The sequence below is a fragment of the Duganella sp. CF517 genome (genome assembly GCF_900110275.1).
In the GTDB taxonomy this organism is placed as follows: Bacteria; Pseudomonadota; Gammaproteobacteria; order Burkholderiales; family Burkholderiaceae_D; genus Rugamonas.
This window is the reverse complement of the sequence record NZ_FODC01000004.1, coordinates 270,140-294,382: the sequence shown is the minus strand read 5'-3', so window position 1 is coordinate 294,382 and position 24,243 is coordinate 270,140. Positions and strand designations below refer to the sequence as shown.

The window sequence follows — 24,243 nt, the reverse complement described above, 5'->3', positions numbered from 1 at the left end:
CCCGCTAGTGCTCCGTGTGCCGCTGGTGACGCATGCATGGCGGATTACGCTACGCTAATCCGCCCTACGTGTCTCCGTGGGGATTTGTTCGGTCCCGGGTCTTAGTTGAGCATCAACTCCGGCTGGCGCTGCACGATGGCCGTCTTCGGCAGGCACACGATGAAGCTGCTGCCCTTGCCCGCTTCCGATTTGATCTGCAAGGTGCTGCCATGGCGCAGCAGCACGTGCTTGACGATCGCCAGGCCCAGACCCGTGCCCTGCGTCTCTCGCGAGCGGCTCTTGTCGACCCGGTAGAAGCGCTCGGTCAGCCGCGAGATATGCTCGGGACTGATGCCGATGCCGGTATCCTCGACCTTGAACTTGACGCCGCCGTCGAACTCGCGCCAGACCAGGTTGATCTTGCCGCCGGCCGGCGTGTAACGCACCGCGTTCGACGCCAGGTTGCCGAAGGCGCTGTGCAATTCCTCGTAGCTGCCCATGATGTCCGGGCCGTCGAACTCCATCGTGATCTCGTGCTTGCCGGCCGACAGCGCGCGGGCGTCGCGCAGCACCTGCTCCATCAGCTTGCGCACGTCGAGGTGCTCGGGCCGCATCGGATAATCGACCGATTCCAGCCGCGACAAGGTCAGCATGTCCTCGATCAGGTGTTGCATGCGGTGGCCCTGCTCCGTCATCAGCTTCAGGTGCGCCGAGCGCGTGGCCACGTCCAGCCCTTCCGACGCGGCGATCTCCAGGAAGCCGACGATCACCGTCAGCGGCGTGCGCAGCTCGTGCGAGGCGTTGGCGATGAAGTCGCGGCGCATCTCCTCGATGCGCTCGGTCTCGGTGGCGTCGTGCGTGACCAGGATCTGGCGGCGGTTTTCGAACGGAATGATGTGCACGATCAGCTTGCGCTCGCGGAAGCTGATCGTCAGCGGCTGCTCGTAGCGGCCGAGGATGATGTAATCCATGAAGTCGGGATTGCGCACCAGGTTGGTCACGCGCATGCCCTTGTCACGCTCGTGCGTCAGGCCCAGGTGCTTTTCGGCGGCCGGATTGCACCATTCCAGGAACAGCACGTCGTCCATGATGACCACGCCGTCCGGCAGCAGGTGCATGGCCTGGCGGAAGCGCGCCAGCCATTCGGTCAGCTCGGCCTGGTTTTTCTCGTCGTCGCGGCGCATGCGGTACAGCCGCGAGAAGATGTTGGTCCAGGCGCCCCAGCCGTCGGGCAGCTTGGCGCTTTGCGGATCGTCCATCCAGTTGCTCAGCTGGTACAGGTAGGACAGCTGCACGAACACCATCACCAGCATCGCCACCAGGGCGACCACCAGACCGGTCATCCATCCGAACATCCAGCCCAGCAAGGCGCACACCGCCAGAATAAGAGCGGTGCGCAATGCTGCCGGCACCCAGAACACCAGTTTTGGATTCATTTTTGCGAGACTTATGTGTGAGACTTATTTTTCCGAAAGCATGTAGCCTACACTACGAACGGTCTTAATCAAATGCTCCGCTTCCTTCAGGGCCTTGCGCAGGCGCAGAACGTGCACGTCGACGGTGCGTTCCTCGATGACGACGTGGTCGCCCCAGACCTTGTCGAGCAGCTGGCTGCGCGAGAACACGCGCTCCGGATGCGCCAGCAGGAACTTGAGCAATTTGTATTCGGCGTGGCCGATGTCGATCTTCTGCTCGTCCATCGAGACCGTGCAGCTGACCGGGTCCAACATGACGTTGGCGGCGCGCATCGTCGCTTGCGCATGCTCCGGGCTCTTGCGGCGCAGCAGCGCCTTGGCGCGCGCCAGCAGCTCGCGCGGCGAGAACGGCTTGGTGACGTAGTCATCGGCGCCGCTGTTGAGGCCGGCCAGCTTGTCCTCTTCCATGCTCTTGGCCGTCAACATGATCACCGGGATCTCGTTGAACTGACGGTCCGAGCGGATGCGCGCCAGCAGGCGCAGGCCGGTCTGGTCCGGCAGCATCCAGTCGAGCAATATCAACTGCGGCGTGCGGGTCTGGATGAAGTCCCAGGCCTCGCCCACGCTTTGCACCGCGCAGCAGTTCCAGCCAGCCTCGCGCAGCGAGAACGTCACCAGTTCGACAATCGCCGGTTCATCTTCAACGATCAGTACTGTGGTTTTATCAGATGCCATTTCTTCTTTTACTCGCTTTGCGCCGGGACGTCGTCAGGGATCGGCTGCACGGTTTTGGTGTGACGGATATCCTTGCCTTCAACCACGTAGATGACGTATTCGGCGATGTTCTTGGCGTGATCGCCGATGCGCTCGATCGCCTTGGCGACCCACAGCGTGTCCAGCGCGGCCGAGATGGTGCGCGGATCTTCCATCATGAAGGTGATCAGGTTGCGCATGATCGAACGGAACTCGTGGTCGATCACGGCGTCCTGGGCGATCAGCTGCAAGGCTTGCTTGCCGTCGTTGCGGGCGAACGCGTCGAGCGCGTCGTGCAGCATGTCGCTGGTGTTGTTGGCGATGCCGCGCACCATTTCGTAATGGTTGACGGTGACCGCGCCGCGCGCGTGCAGCGCCTTGGCGGTGCGGGCGATCTTGGTCGCTTCGTCGCCGATGCGCTCGAGGTCGGTGATGACCTTGATCGTCGCCATGATGGTGCGCAGATCATTGGCGGCCGGCTGGCGGCGCACGATCAGGTGGCTGCAGGCGTCGTCCAGCGACACTTCCAGCTGGTTGACGGTGTCGTCCTCGCGCATCACGCGGTCGGCGCGCTCGGGGTTGCCGATGCGGAAGCAGGTCATGGCGTCGAGGAACTGCGTCTCGACGATGCCGCCCATCAGCAACACCTTGGAGCGGATGGCTTCTAATTCATTGTCGTACTGTTTGGATGAGTGCTCACCGATCATATTCTTCTCCGTATCCGATATTATAATTGCAATCAGCCGAAGCGGCCGGTGATGTAGTCCTGGGTTTCCTTGCGGGCCGGATTCATGAAGATCTGATCGGTTTCGCCGAATTCGACCAGCTCGCCCAGATACATGTAGGCGGTGTAGTCCGAGCAACGCGCGGCCTGCTGCATGTTGTGGGTAACGATGGCGATCGTGTAATCCTGCTTCAGTTCGCTGATCAGCTCCTCAACTTTCGAGGTCGAGATCGGGTCCAGCGCCGAGGTCGGCTCGTCCAGCAGCAGCACGTCCGGCTTGACGGCGACGCCGCGCGCGATGCACAGGCGCTGTTGCTGGCCGCCCGACAGCGACAGGCCGCTCTTGGTCAGCTTGTCCTTGACCTCGCCCCACAGCGCGGCCTTCTTCAGCGCCCATTCGACGCGCTCGTCCATCTCGCCCTTCGACAGGTCTTCGTACAGGCGCACGCCGAAGGCGATGTTGTCGTAGATCGACATCGGGAACGGCGTCGGCTTCTGGAACACCATGCCGACCTTGGCGCGCAGCATGTTGACGTCCTGGCCTTCTTCGAGGATGTTGCGGCCGCGGTACATGATCGACCCTTCGGCGCGCTGGCCCGGGTACAGGTCGTACATGCGGTTCAGGGTGCGCAGCAGGGTCGACTTGCCGCAGCCGGACGGGCCGATGAAGGCCGTCACCTGGCGCTCGTGGATGTCGAGGTTGACGTTGGTCAGGCTCTGGGTCTTACCGTAGAAGAAATTCAGTCCGCTGATTTCGATGGTCTTGCGTTTGTTACCGCTCAAGACGGCGGTGTTTTCCGGGCTCAGTTGCGTATTCATTTGTCGATCGCTTTTCTAGTGGTCGAAGGTTGTGCCGATGCGTTAGTTCGGGATTTTCTGGCTGAACAGGGTGCGCGAGACGATATTCAGCGCCAGCACGCTAAACGTCACCAGCAGCGCGCCGCCCCAGGCCAGGTCGCGCCAGTTGTCGTAAGGGCTCATCGCGAAGCCGTAGATCACCACCGGCAGGTTGGCCATCGGGCCGTTCATGTCCTTGCTGAAGAACTGGTTGTTCAACGCGGTGAACAGCAGCGGCGCTGTTTCGCCGGAGATGCGGGCCACGGCCAGCAGCACGCCCGTGATGACGCCGGCCTTGACGGCGCGCAGGCGCACCAGCATGGCCACTTTCCAGCGCGGCGCGCCGAGGGCGAAGGCCGCCTCGAGCAGGCTGTTCGGCACCAGGCGCAGCATGTTGTCGGTGGTGCGCACCACGACCGGGATGGCGATCAGCGCCAGCGCGATCGAGCCGGCGTAACCGGAATAATGCTTGGTGGTGGCCACGTACATGGCCCAGACGAACATGCCGATCACGATCGATGGCGCCGACAGCATGATGTCGGTGACGAAACGGGTGATGGCGGCGATCTTGTTCTCTTCGCCGTATTCGGCCAGGTAGATGCCGGCCAGGATGCCGATCGGCGTGCTCAGCAACGTCGACAGGCCGACGATCATGAAGCTGCCGAAGATGGCGTTGGCCAGACCGCCGCCTTCGCTGCCGGGGGCCGGCGTGGTTTCGGTAAACATGTTCACGCTCAGCGCGCCGAAGCCCTTGATGATCAAGGTGATCAGAATCCACGACAGCACGGCCAGGCCGATCGTCATGGCGAACACCGACAGCGCAATGCCGATACGGTGCTTGAGCAGCCGCTTGCGGTAGACCTTGTTGACCGGCGCCGCGGGGGGAATCGATGCGTGCGCGGAATTCGCGGAATTGATAGCGGCTTGGTTCATTTGATGCCTTCCTTGCGGGACATGCCGGCCAACATCAGCTTGGCGGCGGACAGAACGATAAACGTGATGACGAACAGGATCAGCGCCAGCGCGAACAGCGACGACGTGTGCAGCACGGTGTCGGACTCGGCGAATTCGTTGGCCAGGGTCGAGGCGATCGAGTTGCCGGCGGCGAACAAGGAGAACGACAGCTTGTTGGCGTTGCCGATGACGAAGGTGACGGCCATCGTCTCGCCGAGCGCGCGGCCCAGGCCGAGCATGACGCCGCCGACGACGCCGGTCTTGGTGTAAGGCAGCACGATCTTGCGCACCACTTCCCAGCGGGTGCAGCCCAGGCCGTAGGCCGATTCCTTCAGCACGGCCGGCACGATCTCGAACACGTCGCGCATCACCGACGAGATGAACGGGATGATCATCACGGCCAGGATCAGCGCGGCGGTCAGGATGCCGATGCCCATGGTCGGACCCGAAAAGAACGGGCCGATGATCGGCAGCGGTCCCAGCACGGCTTTCAGCAGCGGCTGGACGTGGTCGCCGAACAGCGGCGCGAACACGAACAGGCCCCACATGCCGTAGATGATCGACGGCACGCCGGCCAGCAGCTCGACGGCGGTGCCGAGCGGGCGGCGCAGCGAGGCCGGGCAGATTTCGGTGAGGAACAAGGCGATGCCGAAGCTGACCGGGAAGGCGATCAGCAGCGCGATGCCGGACGTGGCCAGGGTGCCGACGATGGCGATCAAGGCGCCATATTTATCGTTGACCGGGTCCCATTCGACGGTGGTGATGAAGGCCGGGCCGAACTCCTTGAAGGCCGGCCAGGCGCCGACCATCAGCGAGATGATGATGCCAAGCAGCACCGCCAGCACGGACAGCGCGAACGTCATCGTCACTTTGTGGAAGAAGAAATCCTGGATGCGCTGGTTGCGCATGGTGCGGTGCATCGCTTGCGTGGCAGCTTGCTCGGCAGCGGTCGCCTGGGCTGTGCTGGTGTGCATCGACTGCTCCGGTTTTGGACGTGGCGTGGAAGTGATATCAGCGCTCATATTGTTATCTCGTTGATGTAGGCTAGCCTGCGGCGTCCGGTTGGACGCAGCAGGCTAACCCCCTCGCCGCCTTGAACGCCGGGCGGCAAGGGAGTCGGGATTAGTAGATGGCCTTGCCCGAAGCGTCTTTCAGGTTGGCTTTCCAGGAATCCTGCACCAGTTTGACAACCGACGCCGGCAGTGGAACGTAGTCCAGTTCGACGGCAGCGTTGCCGCCCGATTTGAAGGCCCAGTCGAAGAACTTGACGACTTCCTTGCCCTTGGCCGCGTCGGCCTGCACCTTGTGCATCAGGATGAACGACACGCCGGTGATCGGCCACGAGTTTTTACCAGCCTGGTCGGTCAGCACGACGCCGAAGCCCGGGGTCTTGGTCCACTCGGCGTTGGCGGCGGCGGCCTTGAAGAACTCGTCGTCAGGCTGCATGAAGTTGCCATCCTTGTTCTTCAGCTGGGTGTGCGACATTTTGTTCTTCTTGGCATAGGCCCACTCGACGTAGCCGATCGAACCCTTGATGCGCTGAACGTTGGCGGCGACGCCTTCGTTGCCCTTGCCGCCCACGCCAACCACCCACTTCACGGCGGTGCCGGAGCCGACTTTGGTCTTGAACTCGGGATTGGTCTTCGACAGGAAGTCGGTGAACAGGAACGACGTGCCCGAACCGTCGGCGCGGTGCACCACGGTGATGTCTTCGGCCGGCAGCTTGACGCCAGGGTTGACGGCGGCGATTTCAGGGGCGTTCCACTTGGTGATCTTGCCCAGGTAGATGTCGCCGACGATCTGGCCGGTCATTTTCAGCTGGCCAGGGGTGATGCCGTCGAGGTTGACGATGGTGACCACGCCGCCCATGATGGCCGGGAACTGCATCAGGCCTTCGGCGTCCAGGTCCTCCGCTTTCAGTGGCATGTCCGACGCGCCGAAGTCGACGGTCTTGGCTTTGATCTGCTTGATGCCGGCGCCCGAGCCGACGGACTGGTAGTTCAGGCCGTTGCCGGTGGCGGCTTTGTACTGCTCGGCCCACTTGGCGTAGATCGGGTACGGGAAAGTGGCGCCGGCGCCGGTCATATCGGCGGCGGTGGCGGCCGACGAGAATGCCATCACGGCAGACACGCCCACTACCAGGGAAGAGATCAATTGTTTGATTCGCATTTCAAGTCCTTTGTTATGACAGGTTAGGATGCTGCGCAGTCTACCGGGCCAATATGACAGGTTTATGACATGCCAAAAAAATCTCGGAAATAACCATGTGTCCATGTTTCGCGCGCCCTGCTCCCTATGAGAACATCTAAGATGTCACAAACGGAACGGCCAATGTTACGCCCTCTTGTCACAATTGTGACAAGCGCCTGCGCCATTTATGACACGCCATGTCACAGAGTTGTCATAATTTGTATTTACACTGTTGCAATCATTATTCAGTCGATACAGGCTAGAATTACACCATCTGCAAAGTGATTAAAAAGACATGAAGCCTGACTTGCATGCTGAAGTAAACAAGAACTCTGCTTTTCTGGACCGGGAACTGTCGCAACTGATGTTCAACCGGCGGGTTCTCGCGCAGGCCGAAGACAAGAACATTCCACTATTAGAGCGCCTGCGTTATCTGTGCATCGCCAGCAGCAATCTGGACGAGTTTTTCGAGGTGCGCGTGGCCAGCCTGCTGGCCGCCGGCAGCGTCGACGGCTCGCTGGCCAACCACCCGGCCCTGGTCGCCACGCTGTCGCGCATCTGCGAGGAATGCCACGTGCTGGTCGAGCATCAATATGAAATCCTCAACCAGGAAGTGCTGCCCGAACTGGCCGCCAACGGCGTCCACCTGGTGCGCCACAACGAGCGCAACGAAGCCCAGCGCGCCTGGGTCAAGGAATACTTCGACACCGAGGTGCGGCCGCTGCTGACGCCGATCGGCCTCGATCCGGCCCACCCGTTCCCGCAGGTCGTCAATAAAAGTCTCAATTTCATCGTTTCGCTGAACGGCAAGGATGCCTTCGGCCGCGGCACCGCGATCGCCATCGTCAAGGCGCCGCGCGTGCTGCCGCGCGTGATACGCCTGCCCGACGAGCTGTCCGACAGCGGCGGCGTCTCGTTCTGCCTGTTGTCGTCGATCATCCACGCGCACATCTCGGACCTGTTCGCCGGGCGCGAAGTGATCGCCTACTCGCAATTCCGCGTCACCCGCGACAGCGACCTGTGGGTCGACGAGGACGAGGTCAAGAACCTGCGCCAGGCGCTCAAGGGCGAGTTGCAGGGCCGCCAGTTCGGCACCTCGGTGCGGTTGGAAGTGGCCAAGAACTGCCCGCCGGAACTGTCGCAGTTCCTGCTCGACCAGTTCGGCCTGCACCAAAGCCGCCTGTACGCGGTCAACGGCCCGGTCAACCTGGTGCGCCTGACCGAGATCATGGACCACGTCGACAACCCGGCGCTGCGCTTCCCGCCGTTCTTCCCGGGCATCGCGCAAAAACCGGGCAGCGCCGACATCTTCGCCGCGCTGCGCAAGGGCGACATCCTGCTGCACCACCCGTTCCAGTCGTTCCAGACGGTGATCGACTTCATCCGCAGCGCCGCGCTGGACCCGGCCGTGGTGGCGATCAAGCAAACCATCTACCGCACCGGCATGAACTCGGACCTGATGGAGTCGCTGATCACGGCGGCGCGCATGGGCAAGGAAGTGACCGTCATCGTCGAGCTGAAGGCGCGCTTCGACGAGGAAGCCAACATCAACTGGGCCGACAAGCTCGAACAGGCCGGCGCCCAGGTGGTTTACGGCGTGGTCGGCCTGAAAACCCACGCCAAAGTGGCGTTGGTGATCCGCCGCGAGGAAGGCAAGCTGCGCTTCTACGCCCACCTCGGCACCGGCAACTACCACCCGACGACGACCAAGTTCTATACCGATTTCGGCCTGCTGACCTGCCATCCGGGCATCAGCCAGGAGGTCAACGAGGTGTTCATCCACCTGACCAGCCTGACCAAGCCGCACCGCCTGACGCATTTGTGGCTGGCGCCGTTCGCGTTGCAAAACGAGATCATCAAATGCATCCGCAACGAGGCGCGGATCGCGCGCGCCGGCCGTCCCGGGCGTATTATTGTGAAGATGAACGCGCTGGTGGACGAATCGGTGATCCGCGCGCTGTACGCGGCCTCCAAGGACGGCGTCAAGATCGACCTGATCGTGCGTGGCGCGTGCACCCTGAAGCCCGGTGTGCCGGGCCTGTCGGAAAATATCCGCGTGCGCTCGATCATCGGCCGTTTCCTCGAGCACAGCCGCATTTATTACTTCCGCAACGATCTGGCGCACGACGTGATGCTGTCGAGCGCCGACTGGATGAGCCGCAACCTGTTCCGCCGTATCGAGGTGGCGTTCCCGATACTGGACAAGACGCTCAAGCGCCGGGTGCTGGCCGAGGGTTTGAATCCGTACCTGAAGGACAACGTCAACGCCTGGGAGCTGGAAGCCGACGGACATTACACGCGACGCAAGACGCGCGCCAAGCAGATCGGCTTTAGCGCCCAGCAGCACCTGATGGAAACACTGGGCACGCCGGGGACGAACCTCGGCGACAGTTAAAACAACAACAACGCACGGCGGGCCGGGAGGTCCGCCGCTGGGATCTTTTTCTAATGATAGTCAGGAGAAAAGCATGGATCTCATTTTATGGCGGCATGCGGAGGCCGAGGATGCCGCCCCCGGCATGTCCGATCTGGAACGCGCGCTGACGACCAAGGGCGTCAAGCAGGCGCGCCGCATGGGGCAATGGCTCGATTCCCAATTGCCCGACAGTTGCCGCATCCTGGCCAGCCCATCCGTGCGCACCTTGCAAACGGTCGAGGCGCTGGGGCGCAAGTACAAAATCCACACCGACCTGGCGCCGGGCGCGGACCCCTCCGACATCCTGAAGGCGGCCAACTGGCCCGGCGGCAAGGATTCGGTGCTGGTGGTCGGCCATCAGCCGACCTTGGGCCAGGTCGCCTCGCTGCTGTTGACGGGCGACGATCTCGAATGGGACATCCGCAAGGCCAGCGCGTGGTGGTTCGCGCAGCGCGATCCCGGCAACGCCATGAGCGTGTATCTGAAGGCGGTGATGGCGGCCGACCTGGTGGTGAAATAACGACGGCGGGAGCATGGTCGAGCTTGCAAACCGGCAATGATCTGCTAAAGTTAAATCGTACCAACCAGGGGGGATACGATGTTTACCTTGCTCACGATGGGGATCTTCGGAGGAATGATCGCCCTTGTTGTCTACGAACTGATCCAGGAGACCGCAGGCAGCAAACATAAACTGACCGACCGCTATCACGAATAGCACTTCGCTTCGTACGAAGCCCGCTCGGCGCCAATTGGCGCCGATGTTCGTTTACGGCCGGCCTGGCGTTACCGACCGGTTTTGAACTTGGTGTAGGTGCGTGTGATGACGCGGCGGATATCCGCCGGCACCGCCTCGGGCGCGGCCATGCGCTGCTTGTCCGCCTCGGACAGGAAAATCGTCTTGTTGGCGGCGATGTCCTTGCGCACGAACTTCAAACTGGCCGTGTTCGGGTTGGCGTAAAACACCTTGTTGGTCAGGCTGGCGTGCACTTCCGGACGCATGATGTAATTGATCCACAAATGCGCGTTGTTCGGATGCGGCGCGTCGGCCGGAATCGCCATCGTGTCGAACATCAGCGCCGCCGGCGTCTTGGGGATCAGCGCCTCGATCACATTGCCGTTCTTGGCGTCGACCGCGCGCTGGCGGGCGATGTTGATGTCGCCGGACCAGCCCAGCGACACGCAGACGGCGCCGTTGGCCAGGTCGTTGATATAGCCCGACGAGCTGAACAACGTCACGCTCGGGCGGATCGCCGTCAGCAGCTTGCCGGCCTCGGCGTAGTCGCCGGCGTTTTTAGAGTACGCCGGTTTGCCCAGGTACATCAACGCGGCGGGCAACACCTCCGACGGCGAATCCAGGAACGACACGCCGCACGATTTCAGCTTGGACACATACTCCGGCTTGAACAGCAGGTCCCAGGCGTTCTCCGGCATCGGCAGGCTGCCCAGCGCGGCCTTGACCTTGGTGACGTTGATGCCGACCGTGGTATAGCCCCACAGCCAGTCGACCAGGTATTCGTTGGCCGGGTCGATGCTGGCCAGCTTGGCCTGGATCGCCGGGTCGAGGTTTTTCAGGTTCGGCAGCTTGGACTTGTCCAGCTTGCGCAGCAGCTTGCCTTCGATCTGCAGGCGCGCCCACGGCGCGGTCGGCACCACGATGTCGTAACCGGACTTGCCGGCCACCAGCTTGGAATTGAGAATCTCGTTGTTGTCGAAAACATCATAACGGACCTTGATGCCCGTCTCTTTTTCGAAGTTTTTAACCGTGTCTTCCGCGATGTAATCGGACCAGTTATAGATGTTGAGGACTTTTTCCTCTGGCGCCTGGGCGGCGACCTGCCCCGCGGCGGCCATCAAACCTGCGGCGACCAGCGCCGCGCCAACGAACTTCCCTGCCATAGCACCTCCGAAAAGTGGATTCATTCACAACCCGTGATGATCGGGCATCCACCGTTTCCACGCAAGGGAGTTCGTTAGAAATAGACCCCGATCGTCGACCCCGATCGTCAGCCCAGCATATCGAACAACGTGCCGGTGCCGCCGCTGGAACCGTTGATCGCGCTGCCGGCGCCGGTCTGCGCCTGGGCCGAGTACAACGCCACCAGCGCGTTGGCCTGCGCCGTCAGCGCCTTGGTCAGCACGGCGCGCTTGCCGTTGATGCTGGCGATTTCGGTGTTCATCTGCTTGGCTTCCTTGCTGATCACGCTGGTCGAGGCGGTGAACGCCGACGCCTTGGACGACATCAAATCGGCGATGCCCTTGCCGTCGTTGGTGAACAGCTTGGCCACCGACGACGAATCGGCCGTCAGCGCCGCCTGCAGCTTCTTGTCGTCGACCACCATATTGCCCTTGGCATCCTGGCTGACGCCGGCCGCACCCAGCGCCGAAATCGACACGCTGCCGCCGCCCGTCTTCAGCAGCATGCTCATCTGGCTGACCACCTGGCCGATCGCGGTATCGCCCTTCAGCGCTCCCTGCTGCAGCGTCTGCAACTTCTTGTTCAGATCGTTGTAGGCGGCCACGAAGGACTTCAGGTTGGCGCCGATCTGGCTCGAATCCTGTTTGATCGTCACGTCGGATTTTCCGGTGCCGGTCAGCGTCAAGGTGGCGCCGGCGATGCCGTTGTCCTTGGCCAGCGTATTGGTCGGGCTGGTGACGTCCTTGCCGTCCACGGTCAGGATGGCGTTTTGCGCCGCCGTGGCCTGCTTCAGCCCCTTTTGCCCGCCGTCGGGATCGAACGCCAGCAAGCCCTTGAGCGCGGCGTCGCCGCTGACGCTGATGCGCATGCTGTTGGCCGCGCCGCTCTCGCCGGCGATGCCCAGCGAAAACTTGCCGTCGTCGCCCTTGACCACCTTGACGTCCACGCCGGCCGCCTTGAACGCGGCGGCCATGCCTTCGAGCGTGTTGTTGGTGCTGTCGATGGTGATGCTTTTGCTGCTGGCCGTGCCGTTGGTGACAAAGCCTTTTTCGCCGCCGGCGGTGCCGAAGTCGATCTTGACGGTGGTGGCGGCGCCGCTGCCGAGCTTGGTGGTGGCGGAGGTGAATTCCTCGCTGGTCAGAAACTGGCCCTGCGCCAGCTGCTTGACATCGATCGCGTAAGTGCCGGCCTTGGCCGCGCCGGTCGACGTCGCCGTCAGCACCGTCTTGGACGAGCTGGCGGCGCTGGTGCTCAAGCCGCTACCGGTCAGGGACGCGGCGAGCGTCTGGAACTCAGCGAGCACGCTTTGCAGCTGCCCCAGGCCAGACAGCTTGGTCTGGTCGCGCACCAGCGTCGCATTGAGCTTGGTCGCGGCACCGTTTTGCGCCGTCATGGTCTGCTCGACGCGTTTGTAGATGTCGCTCGAGACCGCCGTGCTGGCGGCGCTGGTCGCGGAGTTGATCGAAGTCGCCATGATGTGTTCCTGCCTGGATGATTACATAGTATGCAATATGGTCAGGATAACCGATACGGCGAACAGAACAGGATTTACCGTCCAATCTATATTGAAACATTTCGTAAGCTCAAGAACGCCGGCGCCGACGAACCAAGCGAGGCCGCCGGGCGATCCCACGCCATTGGCGCGCCGCCTATCACCACTGGCGGCAACAGACGTCGCGCCGCGCCCCACTCGGTATGCTCGATAAGCGCCGACAAATCGGCCTCGCCGGCCGCAGCCAGCGGTTGCGCTCCCTCATCATAAACGGTGTCGGTCAGCAGTTTGGCGGTGCGCGCCAGCGACAGCCGCGCACCCATCGCGCGGTTGTCGGCCAAGCGGTAAAGCACGCCGCGCAGCACGGCGGCCGCCATCAGGTAGCCGGTGGCGTGGTCCAGAGCCTGCACCGGCAGCGGGGCCGGTTTGTTGGCACCCTGCATCCGCATGCCATGCTCGGCGATGCCCGAGCTCATTTGCACGAGGCTATCGAAGCCGCGCCGGGCCGCCAGCGGGCCCGTCCAGCCGTAGGCGTCCAGGCACACGTCGATCAACGCGGGATTGCGCGCGCGCCGGTATTGCTCGCCGTAACCCAAGCGTTCCAGCGCGGCGGGACGATAGCCGTGCACCAGCACATCGGCCTCGGCCAGCAAGGCCTCGAAGATGGTGCGGTCGGCCGGTTGGCGAAGATCCAGCCGCGCGCAGCGTTTGCCCGGCGTCACCTCGGGAATCACGCCCGGCTCGTTCCAATCGGGCGGATCGATGCGCAGCACGTCGGCGCCGTAGCCTGCCAGGAAACGGGTGGCGACCGGACCGGCGAGCACGCGCGTCAGGTCCAGCACTTTCAGTCCCGCCAGCGGGCGCCCCGGCGAGGCGGCGCCGCGCCAGCCGCGGGCGGCGCCGCCATCGAGCGCCCGCGTCTCGAGCGCGACCAGCGGTTCGGCGCCGACCGCGATGCCTTGCGGATGGGCCGCCCATTGCGCCGCCGTGCGCATCGCCGCCGCGCAGCCGCCGTTGCCGACCACCGCCGCTTCCAGCGCGTCGCCGCGCCAGCCCGCCACCGCGCGCGTCACGGCGTCGCGATCGACCGCGCAGCCGAGCACGGCAAGCGCCGCGTCGCGGTGATGGATGGCGTTGGTGTGCAGGCGTATCCAGCCGTCGGCGGTGGCGTAATCGCCGGCCACCGCGTCCCACAGCGGCGGACGCTCCCAGCCGATCGGATGGATCGACCAGCCAAACCACAGCGACGCCAGGCGGCGGTCCACCCGCACCGGCGCCGCGTCGCCGCCTTGCGCCACGATCAGCTGGCGCAGCGCCAGCCCCGCCACGCCAACCGACGCCGCCGCCAGATCGGAGACGGCGTACCGGGACGGCAGCGCGCCGGCGCCGTCGAAGCGCACCGCGTCCGGCGCGTTGCCGGACAGCGCCAGCGCCGACGACGCCGCCTGCAGCATGTGACGCGAGATAGCAAACGTTTGGGAAGACATGAACGCTCCAGAACTTGATATGCTGGCCAGCTTGAACCTGCGCGCGTCACGCGTCAATCTTGACTTGAACCGTCAACATAGGAAGCGACCATGGTCTGGATGACCGCCACCGAAGCCCTGAACGTCCTGAACGTTCGCCCGCAAACGCTGTATGCCAACGTCAGCCGGGGCAAAATCCGCGCCAAGGCCGACGACGCCGATCCGCGCCGCAGCCTGTACCACCGCGATGACATTTTGCGCATGGCAAGGCGCGCCAACGGCCGCCGTAAAATCGACGCGGTGTCGGCGCAAGCCATGCAATGGGGCGACCCGGTACTGCCATCGTCGATCTCGACGGCGGCGGACGGCAAGCTGCTGTATCGCGGGCGGGACGCGGCGACACTGGCGCAATCGGCGACGCTGGAAGACATCGCCGCACTGCTGTGGCAATGCGCGCCGTCGACACTGCAATCCGCCCTGTCCGCCACCACCGCGACGGCGGCCGCGCGCCGAGCCGCCGCGCCTGGAACGGCCGAAGCCGGCGCCCTCGCCGCCGGCCTGCTCGCCCTTGCGACCCTGGCCGGCGGCGCCCGGCCCTCGCTGGCCCGGCCATTGAACGAGCTGCACGCCGACGCCGCCACCATCCTGGCCACGCTTACCGAAGCCATCACCGGACCGTTGCCGCGCGCCGCCGGCCTGACCATCAGCGCCCGCCTGGCCCACGCCTGGCATTGTCCGGACCGGCAAGACCCGATCCGCCGCGCACTGGTGTTGATGGCCGACCACGAGCTCAACGCGTCCACCTTCGCCACCCGCGTCGCGGTCTCGACCGGCGCGTCGCTGGCGGCCGGCGTGCTGGCCGGCTTCGCCACGCTGAGCGGTCCGCTGCACGGCGGCGCTCCGGCGCAGTTCGCCCGCCTGCTGGCCCTCGCCAGACAAGTCGGCGCGCGCGCCGCCGTCGCGCAATGGCTGGCGGGCGGCAGGCCGCTGCCCGGCTTCGGCCACAAGCTTTATCCGGAAGGCGACCCGCGCGCCCGCGCCATGCTGACGATACTGCCCGAATTACAACCTTATGCGGAACTGGCGGCCGAGGCCGAAGCGCAGGCGGGCGAGCTGCCCACGGTCGACTTCGCGCTGCCGGCGCTGGCGGCCGCGTGCGGCCTGCCGCGGCAGGCGCCGTTTGTCTTGTTTGCGTTGGGAAGATGCGTCGGCTGGCTCGCCCATGCGTTGGAGCAGGTGCAAGCCAACCGGCCGATCAGGCCGCGCGCCCGGTATGTCGGGCCCGGCCTGGTGGACTAGCTGAACAACCTGGTTGGGCAAATCAGCGGATGAACTTGTTGACGACGCTGGTGGTGGCGGCGTCCGGATTGACGAACTGGTAGCCGATCTTGAAATGATCGCCGCTGAAGATGCAATACGTGACCTTGGCGCGGCTGCTGACCAGTTGGCCCTTGCCGTCCAGGAATAGCTCAAACGTCACCTGCCCCGTGTGCCCGACCGCCAGCTTGTGGTCGAACGTGAGCGACAACCCGGTGGCGCAGAGGTCGATGGTGCGTCCCTGCTGAGGCGGCATACCATCCATCACCACGACTGCTTTGGCGCGTACGATCTTGCGCGCGACTGACCGTTGATCGACTAACAATTTATTCCATCCTTTAGTTACATAATGTTACGTGTTAAGCACTATTGCAGATTACAACACATAACAATACATCCTTATTGGATTTCGCGCAGCTTATTGAAGGCATCATCGATGCGATCGACCGCAATAATCGTCATGCCCTCGATTGGTTGCTTTGGTGCATTGGAAGTCGGGATCATCGCCATCGAGAACCCCAGCTTGGCCGCCTCGCGCAGACGCTCCTGGCCGCGCGGCGCCGGCCGGATCTCGCCGGCCAGGCCGACCTCGCCGAACACGACGAAGCCGCGCGGCAGCGGCTTGTTGCGCATCGACGAATTAATCGCCAGCAGCACCGCCAGGTCGGCGGCCGGCTCGGTGATCTTGACGCCGCCAACGGCATTGATGAACACGTCCTGGTCGAAGGCGGCGATGCCGGCGTGGCGATGCAAAACCGCCAGCAACATCGCCAGCCGGTTCTGCTCCAGGCCGACCGACAGGCGGCGCGCGTTGGGCAGGTGGCTGGCGTCGACCAGCGCCTGGATCTCCACCAGCAGCGGCCGCGTGCCCTCCTGCGTCACCATCACGCAGGAGCCGGGCACCTGGTTGTCGTGCTGGGACAGGAACAGCGCCGACGGGTTCGACACGCCCTTGAGCCCCTTCTCCGTCATGGCGAACACGCCCAGTTCGTTGACGGCGCCAAAGCGGTTCTTGATCGCCCGCACCAGGCGGAAGCTCGAATGGTTGTCGCCCTCGAAGTACAGCACGGTGTCGACGATGTGCTCGAGCACGCGCGGACCGGCCAGCGCGCCCTCCTTCGTCACGTGGCCCACCAGAATGATGGTGATGCCGGTCTGCTTGGCGACCCGGGTCAGCTGGGCCGCGCATTCGCGCACCTGCGCCACCGATCCCGGCGCCGAACTGAGCGCGTCTGAATAGACGGTCTGGATCGAGTCGATGACGGCCACGTCGGGCTTGAGGTCGGCCAGCGTGCCGAGGATTTTTTCCAGCTGGATCTCCGCCTGGAGTTTCAGATCGCGGGCGTCGACCTGCAAGCGCTTGGCGCGCAGCGCGATCTGGGCGCCGGATTCCTCGCCGCTGACATATAAGACCTTCTTCAAATGCGACAGATTGGCCAGCGCCTGCAACAGCAGGGTCGACTTGCCGATGCCGGGGTCGCCGCCGATCAGCACCACGCCGCCGGCCACCAGCCCGCCGCCGAGCACGCGGTCGAACTCCTCGATGCCGGTGCCGAAGCGCGGCACGTCGATGGCGTCGATATCGGCCAGCGACAGCACCGGCGCGGTTTGCGCCAGCGCCATGTGCTGCGGTTGCGAATAGCGGTTGTTGCCGCCGGTCTCGATCAGCGTTTCCACCATCGTGTTCCACTGCTGGCACGCGGAGCATTGCCCGGTCCACTTGGTGGAGGTGGCGCCGCACTCGGTGCAGGTGTAGTTGGTTTTAGCCTTGGCCATCCGCTCAGTCCTCGACCACGGCCACGCGCTGGCCCAGCGCGCACATCAGCTCATAGCCGATGGTGCCGGCCGCGTTGGCGACCTCGTCGATCGGCAAGCCCCGGCCCCACAACGTCACCTTGCTGCCGATTTCGGCCTCGGGCAGGTCGGTCAGGTCGACCGTCAACATGTCCATCGACACGCGTCCGACCAGGCGGGTGCGCACGCCGTCGACCAGCACCGGGGTGTCGACCGGGGCGTGGCGCGGATAGCCGTCGGCATAGCCGCAGGCGACCACGCCGACCCGCATCGGCCCCTCGGCCTGGAAGCGGCTGCCGTAGCCGACCACGTCGCCGGCGGCGATCCGTTGCACGCCGATGATTTCGCTCGTCAACGTCATGGCCGGCAGCAGGCCGTATTCCTCGGCCGACTTGCCGCCCGGCGTGCCGCCGTACAGCATGATGCCGGGCCGCACCCAGTCGTTGCGCAGGATGTCGACCAGCTCGTCCTGGCGCAGCACGCCCGCCGAGTTCGACAGGCTGCGCATGCCCGGCAAGCCGGCGGCGGCGGCCTCGAAGCGGCGGATCTGCTCGCCGATCGGCAGCAACAGGTGCTTGGCGTCTTCGGCGTTGGCGAAGTGGGTCATCAAGGTGATGCTGCCGGCGCAGGAAATCGCCACCAGGCGCGCGTGCGCGGCGGCGAACGCGTCGGGCATGAAGCCGAGCCGGTTCATGCCGCTGTTCATCTTCAGATGCAGGTTGAGCTTGATGCCGCGCGCCGTCAGCGCCTCCTGGGCCGCCTCCAGCCATTCCAGCTGCTCGTTGCAGTGGACCGCCGCCTCCAGGTTGTAGCCGGCCATCGTGTTCAAATCGTCGGGATCGAAGAAACCCTCTAGTAACATGATCGGTTTCTTCCACCCCATCTCGCGCAGCCGCACCGCGTTGTCGACCTCGACCAGCGCCAGGCCGTCGGCCTCGGCGAAACCGCGCATCGCCCGCTCCAGCCCGTGGCCGTAGCCATTGGCCTTGAGCACGCCCCACACCTTGGCGCCGGGCGATGCTGCCTTGGCGCGCGCCAAATTATGCTGAAGGGATGCAATGTGGATGGTGGCGACGGTTGGCCTTGGCATAGTGCTATCTTTATCGGAAACGGTGGAGCCGTATTTTACCGTGCGCCCACCAATAGCGGGCGGCAGCGCACCGCTCAATTCTTGGGGGTTCCGATCAAAGCGTGGTATAAAGCAAGCCAATACAAGCTTTCAGGCATCCCAGAATGAATCGTGGTTTCTACACCATCATGGCAGCGCAATTCTTTTCGTCGCTGGCGGATAATGCGTTGCTCTTTGTTGCGATTGACCTGTTGATCAATATGAACTCGCCGGGGTGGATCACGCCTCTGTTGAAGCTTTCATTTACGCTCTTTTACGTACTGTTGGCCGCATTTGTCGGCGCCTTCGCCGACTCGATGCCTAAAGGCAAAGTCATGTTCATCTCCAACCTGATCAAGGTTGGCGGTTGCATGCTAATTTTCGCCAATGTCCACCCGCTGCTCGCGTACGCCATCGTCGGCTTCGGCGCCGCCGTCTATTCGCCCGCCAAATATGGCATCCTGACCGAACTGCTGCCGGCCGAGAAACTGGTCGCCGCCAACGGCTGGGTGGAAGGCTTGACCGTCATGTCGATCATCTTCGGCACCGTCATGGGCGGCGCGCTGGTCGGCAGCCGTGTCTCGTCCTACCTGCTCGGCTTCGACCTGCCGCTGATCGACACCGGCATCACCACGCCGACCCAATCGGCGCTGTGCGTGGTGGTCGGCATCTATGTCATCGCCGCGATCTTCAACACGCGCATCCCCGACACCGGTTGCCGCTACGGCCACCAGGAACGCAACCCGATCAAACTGGTCACCGACTTCGCCAACTGCTACAACCTGCTGTGGAAAGACAAGCTGGGCCAGATCTCGCTCGCGGTCACCACGTTGTTCTGGGGCGCCGCGCAAACCTTGCAGTTCATTGTGCTGGAATGGGCCAACCGCACGCTCAAGCTGACCTACGAGCAGTCGACCAGCCTGGTCGGCGTGGTCGCCATCGGCGTCGCGGCCGGCGCCGTCATCTCGGCGCGTTCGATCACCCTGCGCAAGTCGCTGACGGTGATCCCGGTGGGCATCGCCATGGGCGTTATCGTCATGGGCATGACCCTGGTCAACTCGGTGATGCTGGCGTATCCGCTGCTGGTGCTGGTCGGTTTGCTGGGCGGCTTCTTCCTGGTGCCGATGAACGCGCTGCTGCAGCATCGCGGCCACGTGCTGATGAGCGCGGGCCACTCGATCGCGGTGCAGAACTTCAACGAGAATTTGTCGATCCTGGTGATGCTGGCGGCGTACTCGCTGATGCTGCGCGGCCACCTGAACCTGAACATCATCATCCTGATCTTCGGCCTGTTCCTGGCCGGCACCATGTTCTTCATCATGCGCAGGCACCATGCCAACCAGCGCGAGTTCGACTCGGTCAGCCTGATCGGCGAAGCCAAGCATTGATGTGATCCCGTGCCGGCACTGACCGCTTACGCGGTGGCGCCGGCGAACGCGTCGACCATGCTCTGCGGTGCATCGGGCCCGAAGCAGACGTCGAAGCCGGCGACGGCCTCCGCCGCGGCGACCGCGCTGCGGGGGAACAGCTCCTTCTCATAGGCTGCGAGCGCCGCCTCGATATCGCCCGGATGGGCGACGATCGCCCTGGCCAACTCCGCGCCATCGAACATCGCCAGATTCGCCCCCTCGCCGGACGGCACCATCAGGTGGGCAGCGTCGCCGACCAGCGTCACACCCGGCGTGCGCGTCCACGTGTGCTCGCCGGGCATGAACATCACCTCGCGCGCTACCGGGTCGGTGGCACTTGCGGTGATCAGCGTGGTGAGCGCGGGCGCCCAGCCGTCAAATTCAGCGGCGACGCATGCCAGCGCCCGGTCGCGATCGCTAAAGTCGATACCGGCGGCCCAGCCGTGCGGTTTATTCACGGCCGCGTAGGCGTGCAGCACGCCGTTCGGCTCGCGGTGCGCGAAAATGGCCTGGCCCTCGCCCATCGCGAACAGCGAGCCGCCGCCAACCGCTTGCGCGCTCTCAGGGTAGCGGGTATCGCTGTCGAACAGGAACGTTTCGACGAAAGTCTTACCGGAATACACCGGCTTGACGTCGGTCAGCAGCTGGCGTACCTTCGACCAAGCGCCGTCGGCGCCCACCAGCACGCGCGTCGTCACCTGCGTGCCGTCGGCAAACGTCACCAGATGTTCGCCATCCGCAAGCGCGGCGATGCCGGTGAGTCTGCGTCCCCACTGGACGGCGGCGGCGGGCAGCGATTCGAGCAGTATCCTGCGCAGCTCGCCGCGCAACACCTCCGGCCGCCCGCCGCCGCCCATTGTCGGCTTGCGCGAACAGCAGCGCGCCGTCCTTGCCGAGCACCCGGTAGGCTTCGCCGCCCGAATGGATCAACCCGACAAATTGGTCGTACAGCCCAGCAGCCTTCAAAGCCGGCTGACCGTTGTAGTCGTGGATGTCGAGCATGCCGCCTTGGGTACGCGCAGCGGGCGATACATCGGCCTCGTAGACGGTGGCGGCAGTGCCGTGCACATGCAGCACGCGGGCGAGCATCAGGCCGCCTAGACCGGCGCCGATGATGGTGATGCCTGGAGTCATGGTGTAGCCTTATGAAATATACGGAACGCTGTTCCATTATATACGCAAATCGGGCGCCGATCGGGACTGGCTAGGCGGAACGCCGTTATCGCCATCGTTGAGCCCTCGGCGCACAGTTGGCTGACGAACGCTCCGCTCAGCCGCTCTACGTCGGCAACGTGCCGTCTTGGCGCCGTTGCGCGGCCTGCGCTTGCCAATCGTCGGGCACCACGAATCCGCGCCGCTCCTCCACCAGCCAGCCGCCCGTTTCCCGCATCACCGCCACCATCACCGGCGCGCTGACCTTGGCCATTTGCTCGTCCAGCGCGGCCAGCAAGCCGTTCCGATCCAGCGCGCCCTCGCACGCCTTCAACGGCGCCAGCCACAGCAGGCGATGCATGATGACGAAGCGCTCCCCCGGCAGGCTCTGCGCCTGCGCCATCGACATCCAGAAACCGTTGCAGTGGGGTTGGGAGATGCCGGCCATGCCGCGCCCGGCCTCGACGCCGGGATAGAACAGCCAGCCCTTGACCAGCGCCAGCGCGCGCGCCACCGGTTGCGGCAGCAGCGGCTGCGCGGCCGGATGGCGCGCCAGCGACAGCTGCTTGTCAAAAATCTTGCGCATCTTCGCGCCCAGGGTATCGGCCAGGTTGGGGCCGATCAAGCCGTTGAAGCCGTCCCCGGCGCTGTCGGCGTCGAGCAGATAGAACTTGGTGGCGAATTCCAGGTGCACCAGATCGTCGCCGTCGCGCAGCAGGAAATCGAACTCGCCGACGGTGTCGTTGCGGTTGGCGCGCACCTGCAAGCCGTGCGCGACCAGCTTGCCGTGCTCGGCGAAGTAAAAGGCCATCAGCTTTTCCGCGTATAAGCCCAGGCGGGAGTAATGGCGGGCGCCAAGCGCCGCATCCAGCGGGATCGGGTCCTGCTCCAGCGCGGCCAGCCAGTCGGCGGTGTCCTGGCTCATCGCGCCCACGCTGGCGATGCGGCCCTGCCAGTGCGGCGAGCCCGGATCGAGCAGGTCGGGCGCATCCAGCAGCCAGGCCAGCGCGCGCACATGGGGACGGGTCAAGTGGCCCCAGCGCCGCTCGAACCGCGCCTGATAGCTCTCGGGCGCGGTGTCGGGCGGCGTGGGCGGCTGCCTAGTCACGCGCCGCTTTCGCCAGGCACAAGTCGGCCCAGGCCTTGGCCTTGTCTTCGGGGCGGCGCAGCAGGTCGTCCGGATGGTAGGTCGCCACCACCGGCAGCCCGGCGTCGCCGTAGCGCATCACCTTGCCGCGCGCGGCCGGCCCCATCATCATCCCCTTGGCGGCGTGCTGGCCGAACGTCATCGCCATCGACGCCCCGGTCAGTTGCAACTCGCGGTGCAGGTACGGGCGACAGGCGGTCAATTCGTCGATGGTCGGCGGACGGTCGGCGCCGTCCCCGGCGGCCGGGCGGCATTTGACCAGATTGGTCACGTACACGTCCGCATCGGGCTTGAGCGCGATGGCTTTGAGCATGTTGTCGAGCAGTTGGCCGGCCTCGCCCGCGACGGGCTGGTTGTCTTTTTCGTCCAGGCGCGACGGACCGGCGGCCAGCGCGATCCATGACGCATCCGTCGGACCACGGCCGTTGACGGCGTTGCGGCGTGTGGCGCACAGCTGGCAGCGGGTGCAAGTGGCGACGGCGGTGCGCAATTGCGCCCAGTCCATCTCGGCGATCGCTTCGTCGCTGACCGGCGCGGCGCGGGTTGGCACCGGCGCCTCGTCGAACCAGGCGGTCGAGTCGTCGGCGGCCATGTCGGCGCGCGGCGCGGATGGGGCCGCAGGCGCGGCGTCGACAACGGGCGCCGGGGCCGCGCGTGGAGCGCTCGCCGGAGCCGCCGCTTCGGGCATCGGTGCGCGGGCGGCTACCGGTGCCGGCTGCTCGCGAGCAGGCTGTTCGTCGACCGGCTGCGCGCGCAGCGGCTGTTCCGCCACAGTAGGTTCCATTACCGCCTGCATCACCGCCCGCGTGAACGCGGCCTGGTCGGCCTCGGCCTCGGCTAGCCGCTCATCGGCCGGCCCGGCGGCATCGCCCGGCGCCGGGGCGGTCGGACGGCTGCGCAGCGACCAATGCGCGCCGACGCCCATCTCCTCGAGGAAAATCGCGCTGCGGGTTGCTGTCTGACTCATATTCCGAACCGCATAACGATGGCGTCCTCGCGTTGCTGGTCGGCGGCCGGGTAGTATCCCTTGCGCCGACCAATCTGTTTAAATCCATAGCGTTCGTAAATTTTCAACGCGCGCTGGTTCGACGGCCGCACTTCCAGCAGTACCGACGTCATGCCCAGTCCGCGCGCGCACGCCACCGCCTGGTTCAGCAGCAGGCGTCCAAGCCCCTGCCCCTGCCGCTCGGCCGACACCGCCACGTTCAGCAGATGCGCCTCGTCGACGATCGCCATCAGCAGGAAGTAGCCCAGCAACACACCGCCCTGGTCGCGCAACACCCAGGCCTCGTAGTTACTGCTCAGCGAATCGGCGAAATTGCCCATGCTCCAGGGATGGGGATAGACGCTCTCCTCCAGCGCCAGCACCTCGGCCAGGTCGGTCTTCTGCATCGGCTCGTAGTTCAACCGCGCCAGGTCCCACAGCTGCGTCATGCCACGCCTTCCGCCGCCTTGGCGACGGCCATGTCACGCCGCTCGGCCTGGGTGTAGGCGATCTTGTTACGCAGATACAGCGGCTGCGCCTCGGCCGCCGTCACCGTCTTGCCGGCGGTGAAGGCGATGCTGGCCAGTTGCGCGATCTGTTCCGCGTGCGGCATCACCTCGGCATGGCCACCGGCCGGGAACGCCTCGGCATAGGCCGACAAGCCGTTGCCGCAAGCTGCGGGGTTGCCTTGAGGCCGCACGCCATCGGGCGCCGACAAGGTCGGCGGCAGCACGGCGGCCGGCTCGGCGATGTTGGCCGCATCGGCCTCGAACCGGTATTGCGCCCAGTAGACCTCGCCCATGCGCGCGTCCAGCACGGCCAGCACGTCGGCGGCGCCGTGGCGCTGGCGGCAAGCGAGCGCCATCGCGTCGAGCGTAACGACCGGCACCACCGGCAGGCTGGCGCCGAAGGCGAGCCCCTGGGCGATGCCGCAGGCGGTGCGCACGCCGGTGAACGAGCCGGGACCGGAGCCGAAGGCGATGGCGTCGCAATCCTTCAGCGCGATGCCCGCTTCGGCCAGCAGTTCCTGGATCATCGGCAAGATCGATTGGGAATGGGTGCGCACGCCGGACGACACGCGGCTGGTGACGGTTTCGCCCCGCAGCAGCGCGCAGGAGGCCAGTTCGGACGAGGTTTCAATGGCAAGAATAATAGGCATCCCGTATTTTAACCCGGCCCGGTGGCAGGCG

Annotated in this window: 22 protein-coding genes; 4 read left to right on the top strand and 18 right to left on the bottom strand. The window is 64.7% G+C overall.

Translation table 11 applies throughout. From position 1 onward, the window contains the following. Positions 1-101 precede the first annotated feature (101 nt). The 7 genes from phoR to pstS all read right to left on the bottom strand — a co-directional run bounded on the left by phoR (position 102) and on the right by pstS (position 6,831). Positions 102-1,415, bottom strand: a complete 1,314-nt coding sequence (gene phoR, locus BMX85_RS17395; protein WP_090320879.1) for a phosphate regulon sensor histidine kinase PhoR — start codon at positions 1,413-1,415, stop codon at positions 102-104. 24 nt (positions 1,416-1,439) lie between these two features. Continuing rightward, positions 1,440-2,129 (bottom strand): response regulator, encoded by a 690-nt coding sequence (locus BMX85_RS17390; RefSeq protein ID WP_090320876.1) that lies wholly within the window; start codon positions 2,127-2,129, stop codon positions 1,440-1,442. A gap of 8 nt (positions 2,130-2,137) precedes the next feature. Further along, the gene (gene phoU, locus BMX85_RS17385) at positions 2,138-2,854 is read right to left on the bottom strand and encodes a phosphate signaling complex protein PhoU (RefSeq protein ID WP_090320873.1); all 717 of its coding nucleotides are present in this window, start codon (positions 2,852-2,854) and stop codon (positions 2,138-2,140) included. A gap of 32 nt (positions 2,855-2,886) precedes the next feature. Further along, the gene (gene pstB, locus BMX85_RS17380) at positions 2,887-3,690 is read right to left on the bottom strand and encodes a phosphate ABC transporter ATP-binding protein PstB (protein WP_090320871.1); all 804 of its coding nucleotides are present in this window, start codon (positions 3,688-3,690) and stop codon (positions 2,887-2,889) included. Positions 3,691-3,732: 42 nt separating this feature from the next. Then, the gene (gene pstA / locus BMX85_RS17375) at positions 3,733-4,641 is read right to left on the bottom strand and encodes a phosphate ABC transporter permease PstA (RefSeq protein WP_090320868.1); all 909 of its coding nucleotides are present in this window, start codon (positions 4,639-4,641) and stop codon (positions 3,733-3,735) included. Continuing rightward, entirely contained in the window at positions 4,638-5,636 is a 999-nt protein-coding gene (gene pstC / locus BMX85_RS17370; RefSeq protein WP_090320865.1) for a phosphate ABC transporter permease subunit PstC, read from the bottom strand. The genes pstA and pstC overlap by 4 nt, the downstream gene beginning before the upstream one ends. Positions 5,637-5,784: 148 nt before the next feature. After that, positions 5,785-6,831 (bottom strand): phosphate ABC transporter substrate-binding protein PstS, encoded by a 1,047-nt coding sequence (gene pstS, locus BMX85_RS17365; RefSeq protein WP_090320863.1) that lies wholly within the window; start codon positions 6,829-6,831, stop codon positions 5,785-5,787. Positions 6,832-7,147: 316 nt separating this feature from the next. On the opposite strand from pstS, the gene ppk1 reads away from it, so the two are divergent. Beyond that, positions 7,148-9,247 carry a polyphosphate kinase 1 gene (ppk1, locus tag BMX85_RS17360; RefSeq protein ID WP_090320860.1) on the top strand — a complete coding sequence of 700 codons (2,100 nt, stop codon included), beginning with the start codon at positions 7,148-7,150 and terminating at the stop codon, positions 9,245-9,247. A gap of 73 nt (positions 9,248-9,320) precedes the next feature. Then, positions 9,321-9,788 (top strand): phosphohistidine phosphatase SixA, encoded by a 468-nt coding sequence (gene sixA / locus BMX85_RS17355; protein WP_090320857.1) that lies wholly within the window; start codon positions 9,321-9,323, stop codon positions 9,786-9,788. 263 nt (positions 9,789-10,051) lie between these two features. Here the strand turns inward: sixA and BMX85_RS17350 are convergent, their stop codons facing one another. The 3 genes from BMX85_RS17350 to BMX85_RS17340 all read right to left on the bottom strand — a co-directional run bounded on the left by BMX85_RS17350 (position 10,052) and on the right by BMX85_RS17340 (position 14,162). Beyond that, positions 10,052-11,164 carry a polyamine ABC transporter substrate-binding protein gene (locus tag BMX85_RS17350; RefSeq protein WP_090320854.1) on the bottom strand — a complete coding sequence of 371 codons (1,113 nt, stop codon included), beginning with the start codon at positions 11,162-11,164 and terminating at the stop codon, positions 10,052-10,054. A gap of 107 nt (positions 11,165-11,271) precedes the next feature. Further along, positions 11,272-12,657 carry a flagellar filament capping protein FliD gene (gene fliD / locus BMX85_RS17345; protein WP_090320852.1) on the bottom strand — a complete coding sequence of 462 codons (1,386 nt, stop codon included), beginning with the start codon at positions 12,655-12,657 and terminating at the stop codon, positions 11,272-11,274. Between the two features lie 86 nt (positions 12,658-12,743). Continuing rightward, a complete protein-coding gene (locus tag BMX85_RS17340) occupies positions 12,744-14,162 on the bottom strand; it encodes a CoA transferase (protein WP_373923796.1) in 1,419 nt (472 codons plus the stop codon). Positions 14,163-14,252: 90 nt separating this feature from the next. Between BMX85_RS17340 and BMX85_RS17335 the strand changes: the two genes are divergently transcribed. Continuing rightward, positions 14,253-15,440 carry a citrate synthase gene (locus tag BMX85_RS17335; protein ID WP_090320846.1) on the top strand — a complete coding sequence of 396 codons (1,188 nt, stop codon included), beginning with the start codon at positions 14,253-14,255 and terminating at the stop codon, positions 15,438-15,440. Between the two features lie 22 nt (positions 15,441-15,462). Here the strand turns inward: BMX85_RS17335 and BMX85_RS17330 are convergent, their stop codons facing one another. The 3 genes from BMX85_RS17330 to alr all read right to left on the bottom strand — a co-directional run bounded on the left by BMX85_RS17330 (position 15,463) and on the right by alr (position 18,342). Then, positions 15,463-15,723 carry a PilZ domain-containing protein gene (locus BMX85_RS17330; protein ID WP_090320843.1) on the bottom strand — a complete coding sequence of 87 codons (261 nt, stop codon included), beginning with the start codon at positions 15,721-15,723 and terminating at the stop codon, positions 15,463-15,465. Positions 15,724-15,857: 134 nt separating this feature from the next. Next, positions 15,858-17,234: a DNA repair protein RadA gene (gene radA / locus BMX85_RS17325; protein ID WP_090320840.1), complete on the bottom strand. Its 1,377-nt coding sequence runs from the start codon at positions 17,232-17,234 to the stop codon at positions 15,858-15,860. 4 nt (positions 17,235-17,238) lie between these two features. Beyond that, positions 17,239-18,342 carry an alanine racemase gene (gene alr, locus BMX85_RS17320; RefSeq protein ID WP_090320837.1) on the bottom strand — a complete coding sequence of 368 codons (1,104 nt, stop codon included), beginning with the start codon at positions 18,340-18,342 and terminating at the stop codon, positions 17,239-17,241. A 143-nt stretch (positions 18,343-18,485) separates the two neighbouring features. On the opposite strand from alr, the gene lplT reads away from it, so the two are divergent. After that, positions 18,486-19,748: a lysophospholipid transporter LplT gene (gene lplT / locus BMX85_RS17315; RefSeq protein ID WP_090320834.1), complete on the top strand. Its 1,263-nt coding sequence runs from the start codon at positions 18,486-18,488 to the stop codon at positions 19,746-19,748. A 26-nt stretch (positions 19,749-19,774) separates the two neighbouring features. Here the strand turns inward: lplT and BMX85_RS17310 are convergent, their stop codons facing one another. The 5 genes from BMX85_RS17310 to tsaB all read right to left on the bottom strand — a co-directional run bounded on the left by BMX85_RS17310 (position 19,775) and on the right by tsaB (position 24,212). Beyond that, on the bottom strand, positions 19,775-20,599 hold the full coding sequence (locus BMX85_RS17310) for an FAD-dependent oxidoreductase (protein ID WP_218147365.1): 825 nt from the start codon (positions 20,597-20,599) through the stop codon (positions 19,775-19,777). A 449-nt stretch (positions 20,600-21,048) separates the two neighbouring features. Next, a complete protein-coding gene (locus BMX85_RS17305; RefSeq protein ID WP_090320831.1) occupies positions 21,049-22,029 on the bottom strand; it encodes a DUF1853 family protein in 981 nt (326 codons plus the stop codon). Then, positions 22,022-23,035, bottom strand: a complete 1,014-nt coding sequence (locus BMX85_RS17300; RefSeq protein ID WP_090320828.1) for a uracil-DNA glycosylase — start codon at positions 23,033-23,035, stop codon at positions 22,022-22,024. The genes BMX85_RS17305 and BMX85_RS17300 overlap by 8 nt, the downstream gene beginning before the upstream one ends. Then, a complete protein-coding gene (gene rimI, locus BMX85_RS17295) occupies positions 23,032-23,502 on the bottom strand; it encodes a ribosomal protein S18-alanine N-acetyltransferase (protein ID WP_090320824.1) in 471 nt (156 codons plus the stop codon). Before rimI ends, BMX85_RS17300 begins: the two co-directional genes overlap by 4 nt. Further along, on the bottom strand, positions 23,499-24,212 hold the full coding sequence (gene tsaB / locus BMX85_RS17290; RefSeq protein ID WP_090320821.1) for a tRNA (adenosine(37)-N6)-threonylcarbamoyltransferase complex dimerization subunit type 1 TsaB: 714 nt from the start codon (positions 24,210-24,212) through the stop codon (positions 23,499-23,501). The genes rimI and tsaB overlap by 4 nt, the downstream gene beginning before the upstream one ends. Positions 24,213-24,243: the final 31 nt, after the last annotated feature.

Excerpts from the sequence above, each read along its gene's own strand:
- phoR (WP_090320879.1), bottom strand. The coding sequence starts at position 1,415 with ATGAATCCAAAACTGGTGTTCTGGGTGCCGGCAGCATTGCGCACCGCT.
- BMX85_RS17390 (WP_090320876.1), bottom strand. The coding sequence starts at position 2,129 with ATGGCATCTGATAAAACCACAGTACTGATCGTTGAAGATGAACCGGCG.
- phoU (WP_090320873.1), bottom strand. The coding sequence starts at position 2,854 with ATGATCGGTGAGCACTCATCCAAACAGTACGACAATGAATTAGAAGCC.
- pstB (WP_090320871.1), bottom strand. The coding sequence starts at position 3,690 with ATGAATACGCAACTGAGCCCGGAAAACACCGCCGTCTTGAGCGGTAAC.
- pstA (WP_090320868.1), bottom strand. The coding sequence starts at position 4,641 with ATGAACCAAGCCGCTATCAATTCCGCGAATTCCGCGCACGCATCGATT.
- pstC (WP_090320865.1), bottom strand. The coding sequence starts at position 5,636 with ATGCACACCAGCACAGCCCAGGCGACCGCTGCCGAGCAAGCTGCCACG.
- pstS (WP_090320863.1), bottom strand. The coding sequence starts at position 6,831 with ATGCGAATCAAACAATTGATCTCTTCCCTGGTAGTGGGCGTGTCTGCC.
- ppk1 (WP_090320860.1), top strand. The coding sequence starts at position 7,148 with ATGAAGCCTGACTTGCATGCTGAAGTAAACAAGAACTCTGCTTTTCTG.
- sixA (WP_090320857.1), top strand. The coding sequence starts at position 9,321 with ATGGATCTCATTTTATGGCGGCATGCGGAGGCCGAGGATGCCGCCCCC.
- BMX85_RS17350 (WP_090320854.1), bottom strand. The coding sequence starts at position 11,164 with ATGGCAGGGAAGTTCGTTGGCGCGGCGCTGGTCGCCGCAGGTTTGATG.
- fliD (WP_090320852.1), bottom strand. The coding sequence starts at position 12,657 with ATGGCGACTTCGATCAACTCCGCGACCAGCGCCGCCAGCACGGCGGTC.
- BMX85_RS17340 (WP_373923796.1), bottom strand. The coding sequence starts at position 14,162 with ATGTCTTCCCAAACGTTTGCTATCTCGCGTCACATGCTGCAGGCGGCG.
- BMX85_RS17335 (WP_090320846.1), top strand. The coding sequence starts at position 14,253 with ATGGTCTGGATGACCGCCACCGAAGCCCTGAACGTCCTGAACGTTCGC.
- BMX85_RS17330 (WP_090320843.1), bottom strand. The coding sequence starts at position 15,723 with ATGGATGGTATGCCGCCTCAGCAGGGACGCACCATCGACCTCTGCGCC.
- radA (WP_090320840.1), bottom strand. The coding sequence starts at position 17,234 with ATGGCCAAGGCTAAAACCAACTACACCTGCACCGAGTGCGGCGCCACC.
- alr (WP_090320837.1), bottom strand. The coding sequence starts at position 18,342 with ATGCCAAGGCCAACCGTCGCCACCATCCACATTGCATCCCTTCAGCAT.
- lplT (WP_090320834.1), top strand. The coding sequence starts at position 18,486 with ATGAATCGTGGTTTCTACACCATCATGGCAGCGCAATTCTTTTCGTCG.
- BMX85_RS17300 (WP_090320828.1), bottom strand. The coding sequence starts at position 23,035 with ATGAGTCAGACAGCAACCCGCAGCGCGATTTTCCTCGAGGAGATGGGC.
- rimI (WP_090320824.1), bottom strand. The coding sequence starts at position 23,502 with ATGACGCAGCTGTGGGACCTGGCGCGGTTGAACTACGAGCCGATGCAG.
- tsaB (WP_090320821.1), bottom strand. The coding sequence starts at position 24,212 with ATGCCTATTATTCTTGCCATTGAAACCTCGTCCGAACTGGCCTCCTGC.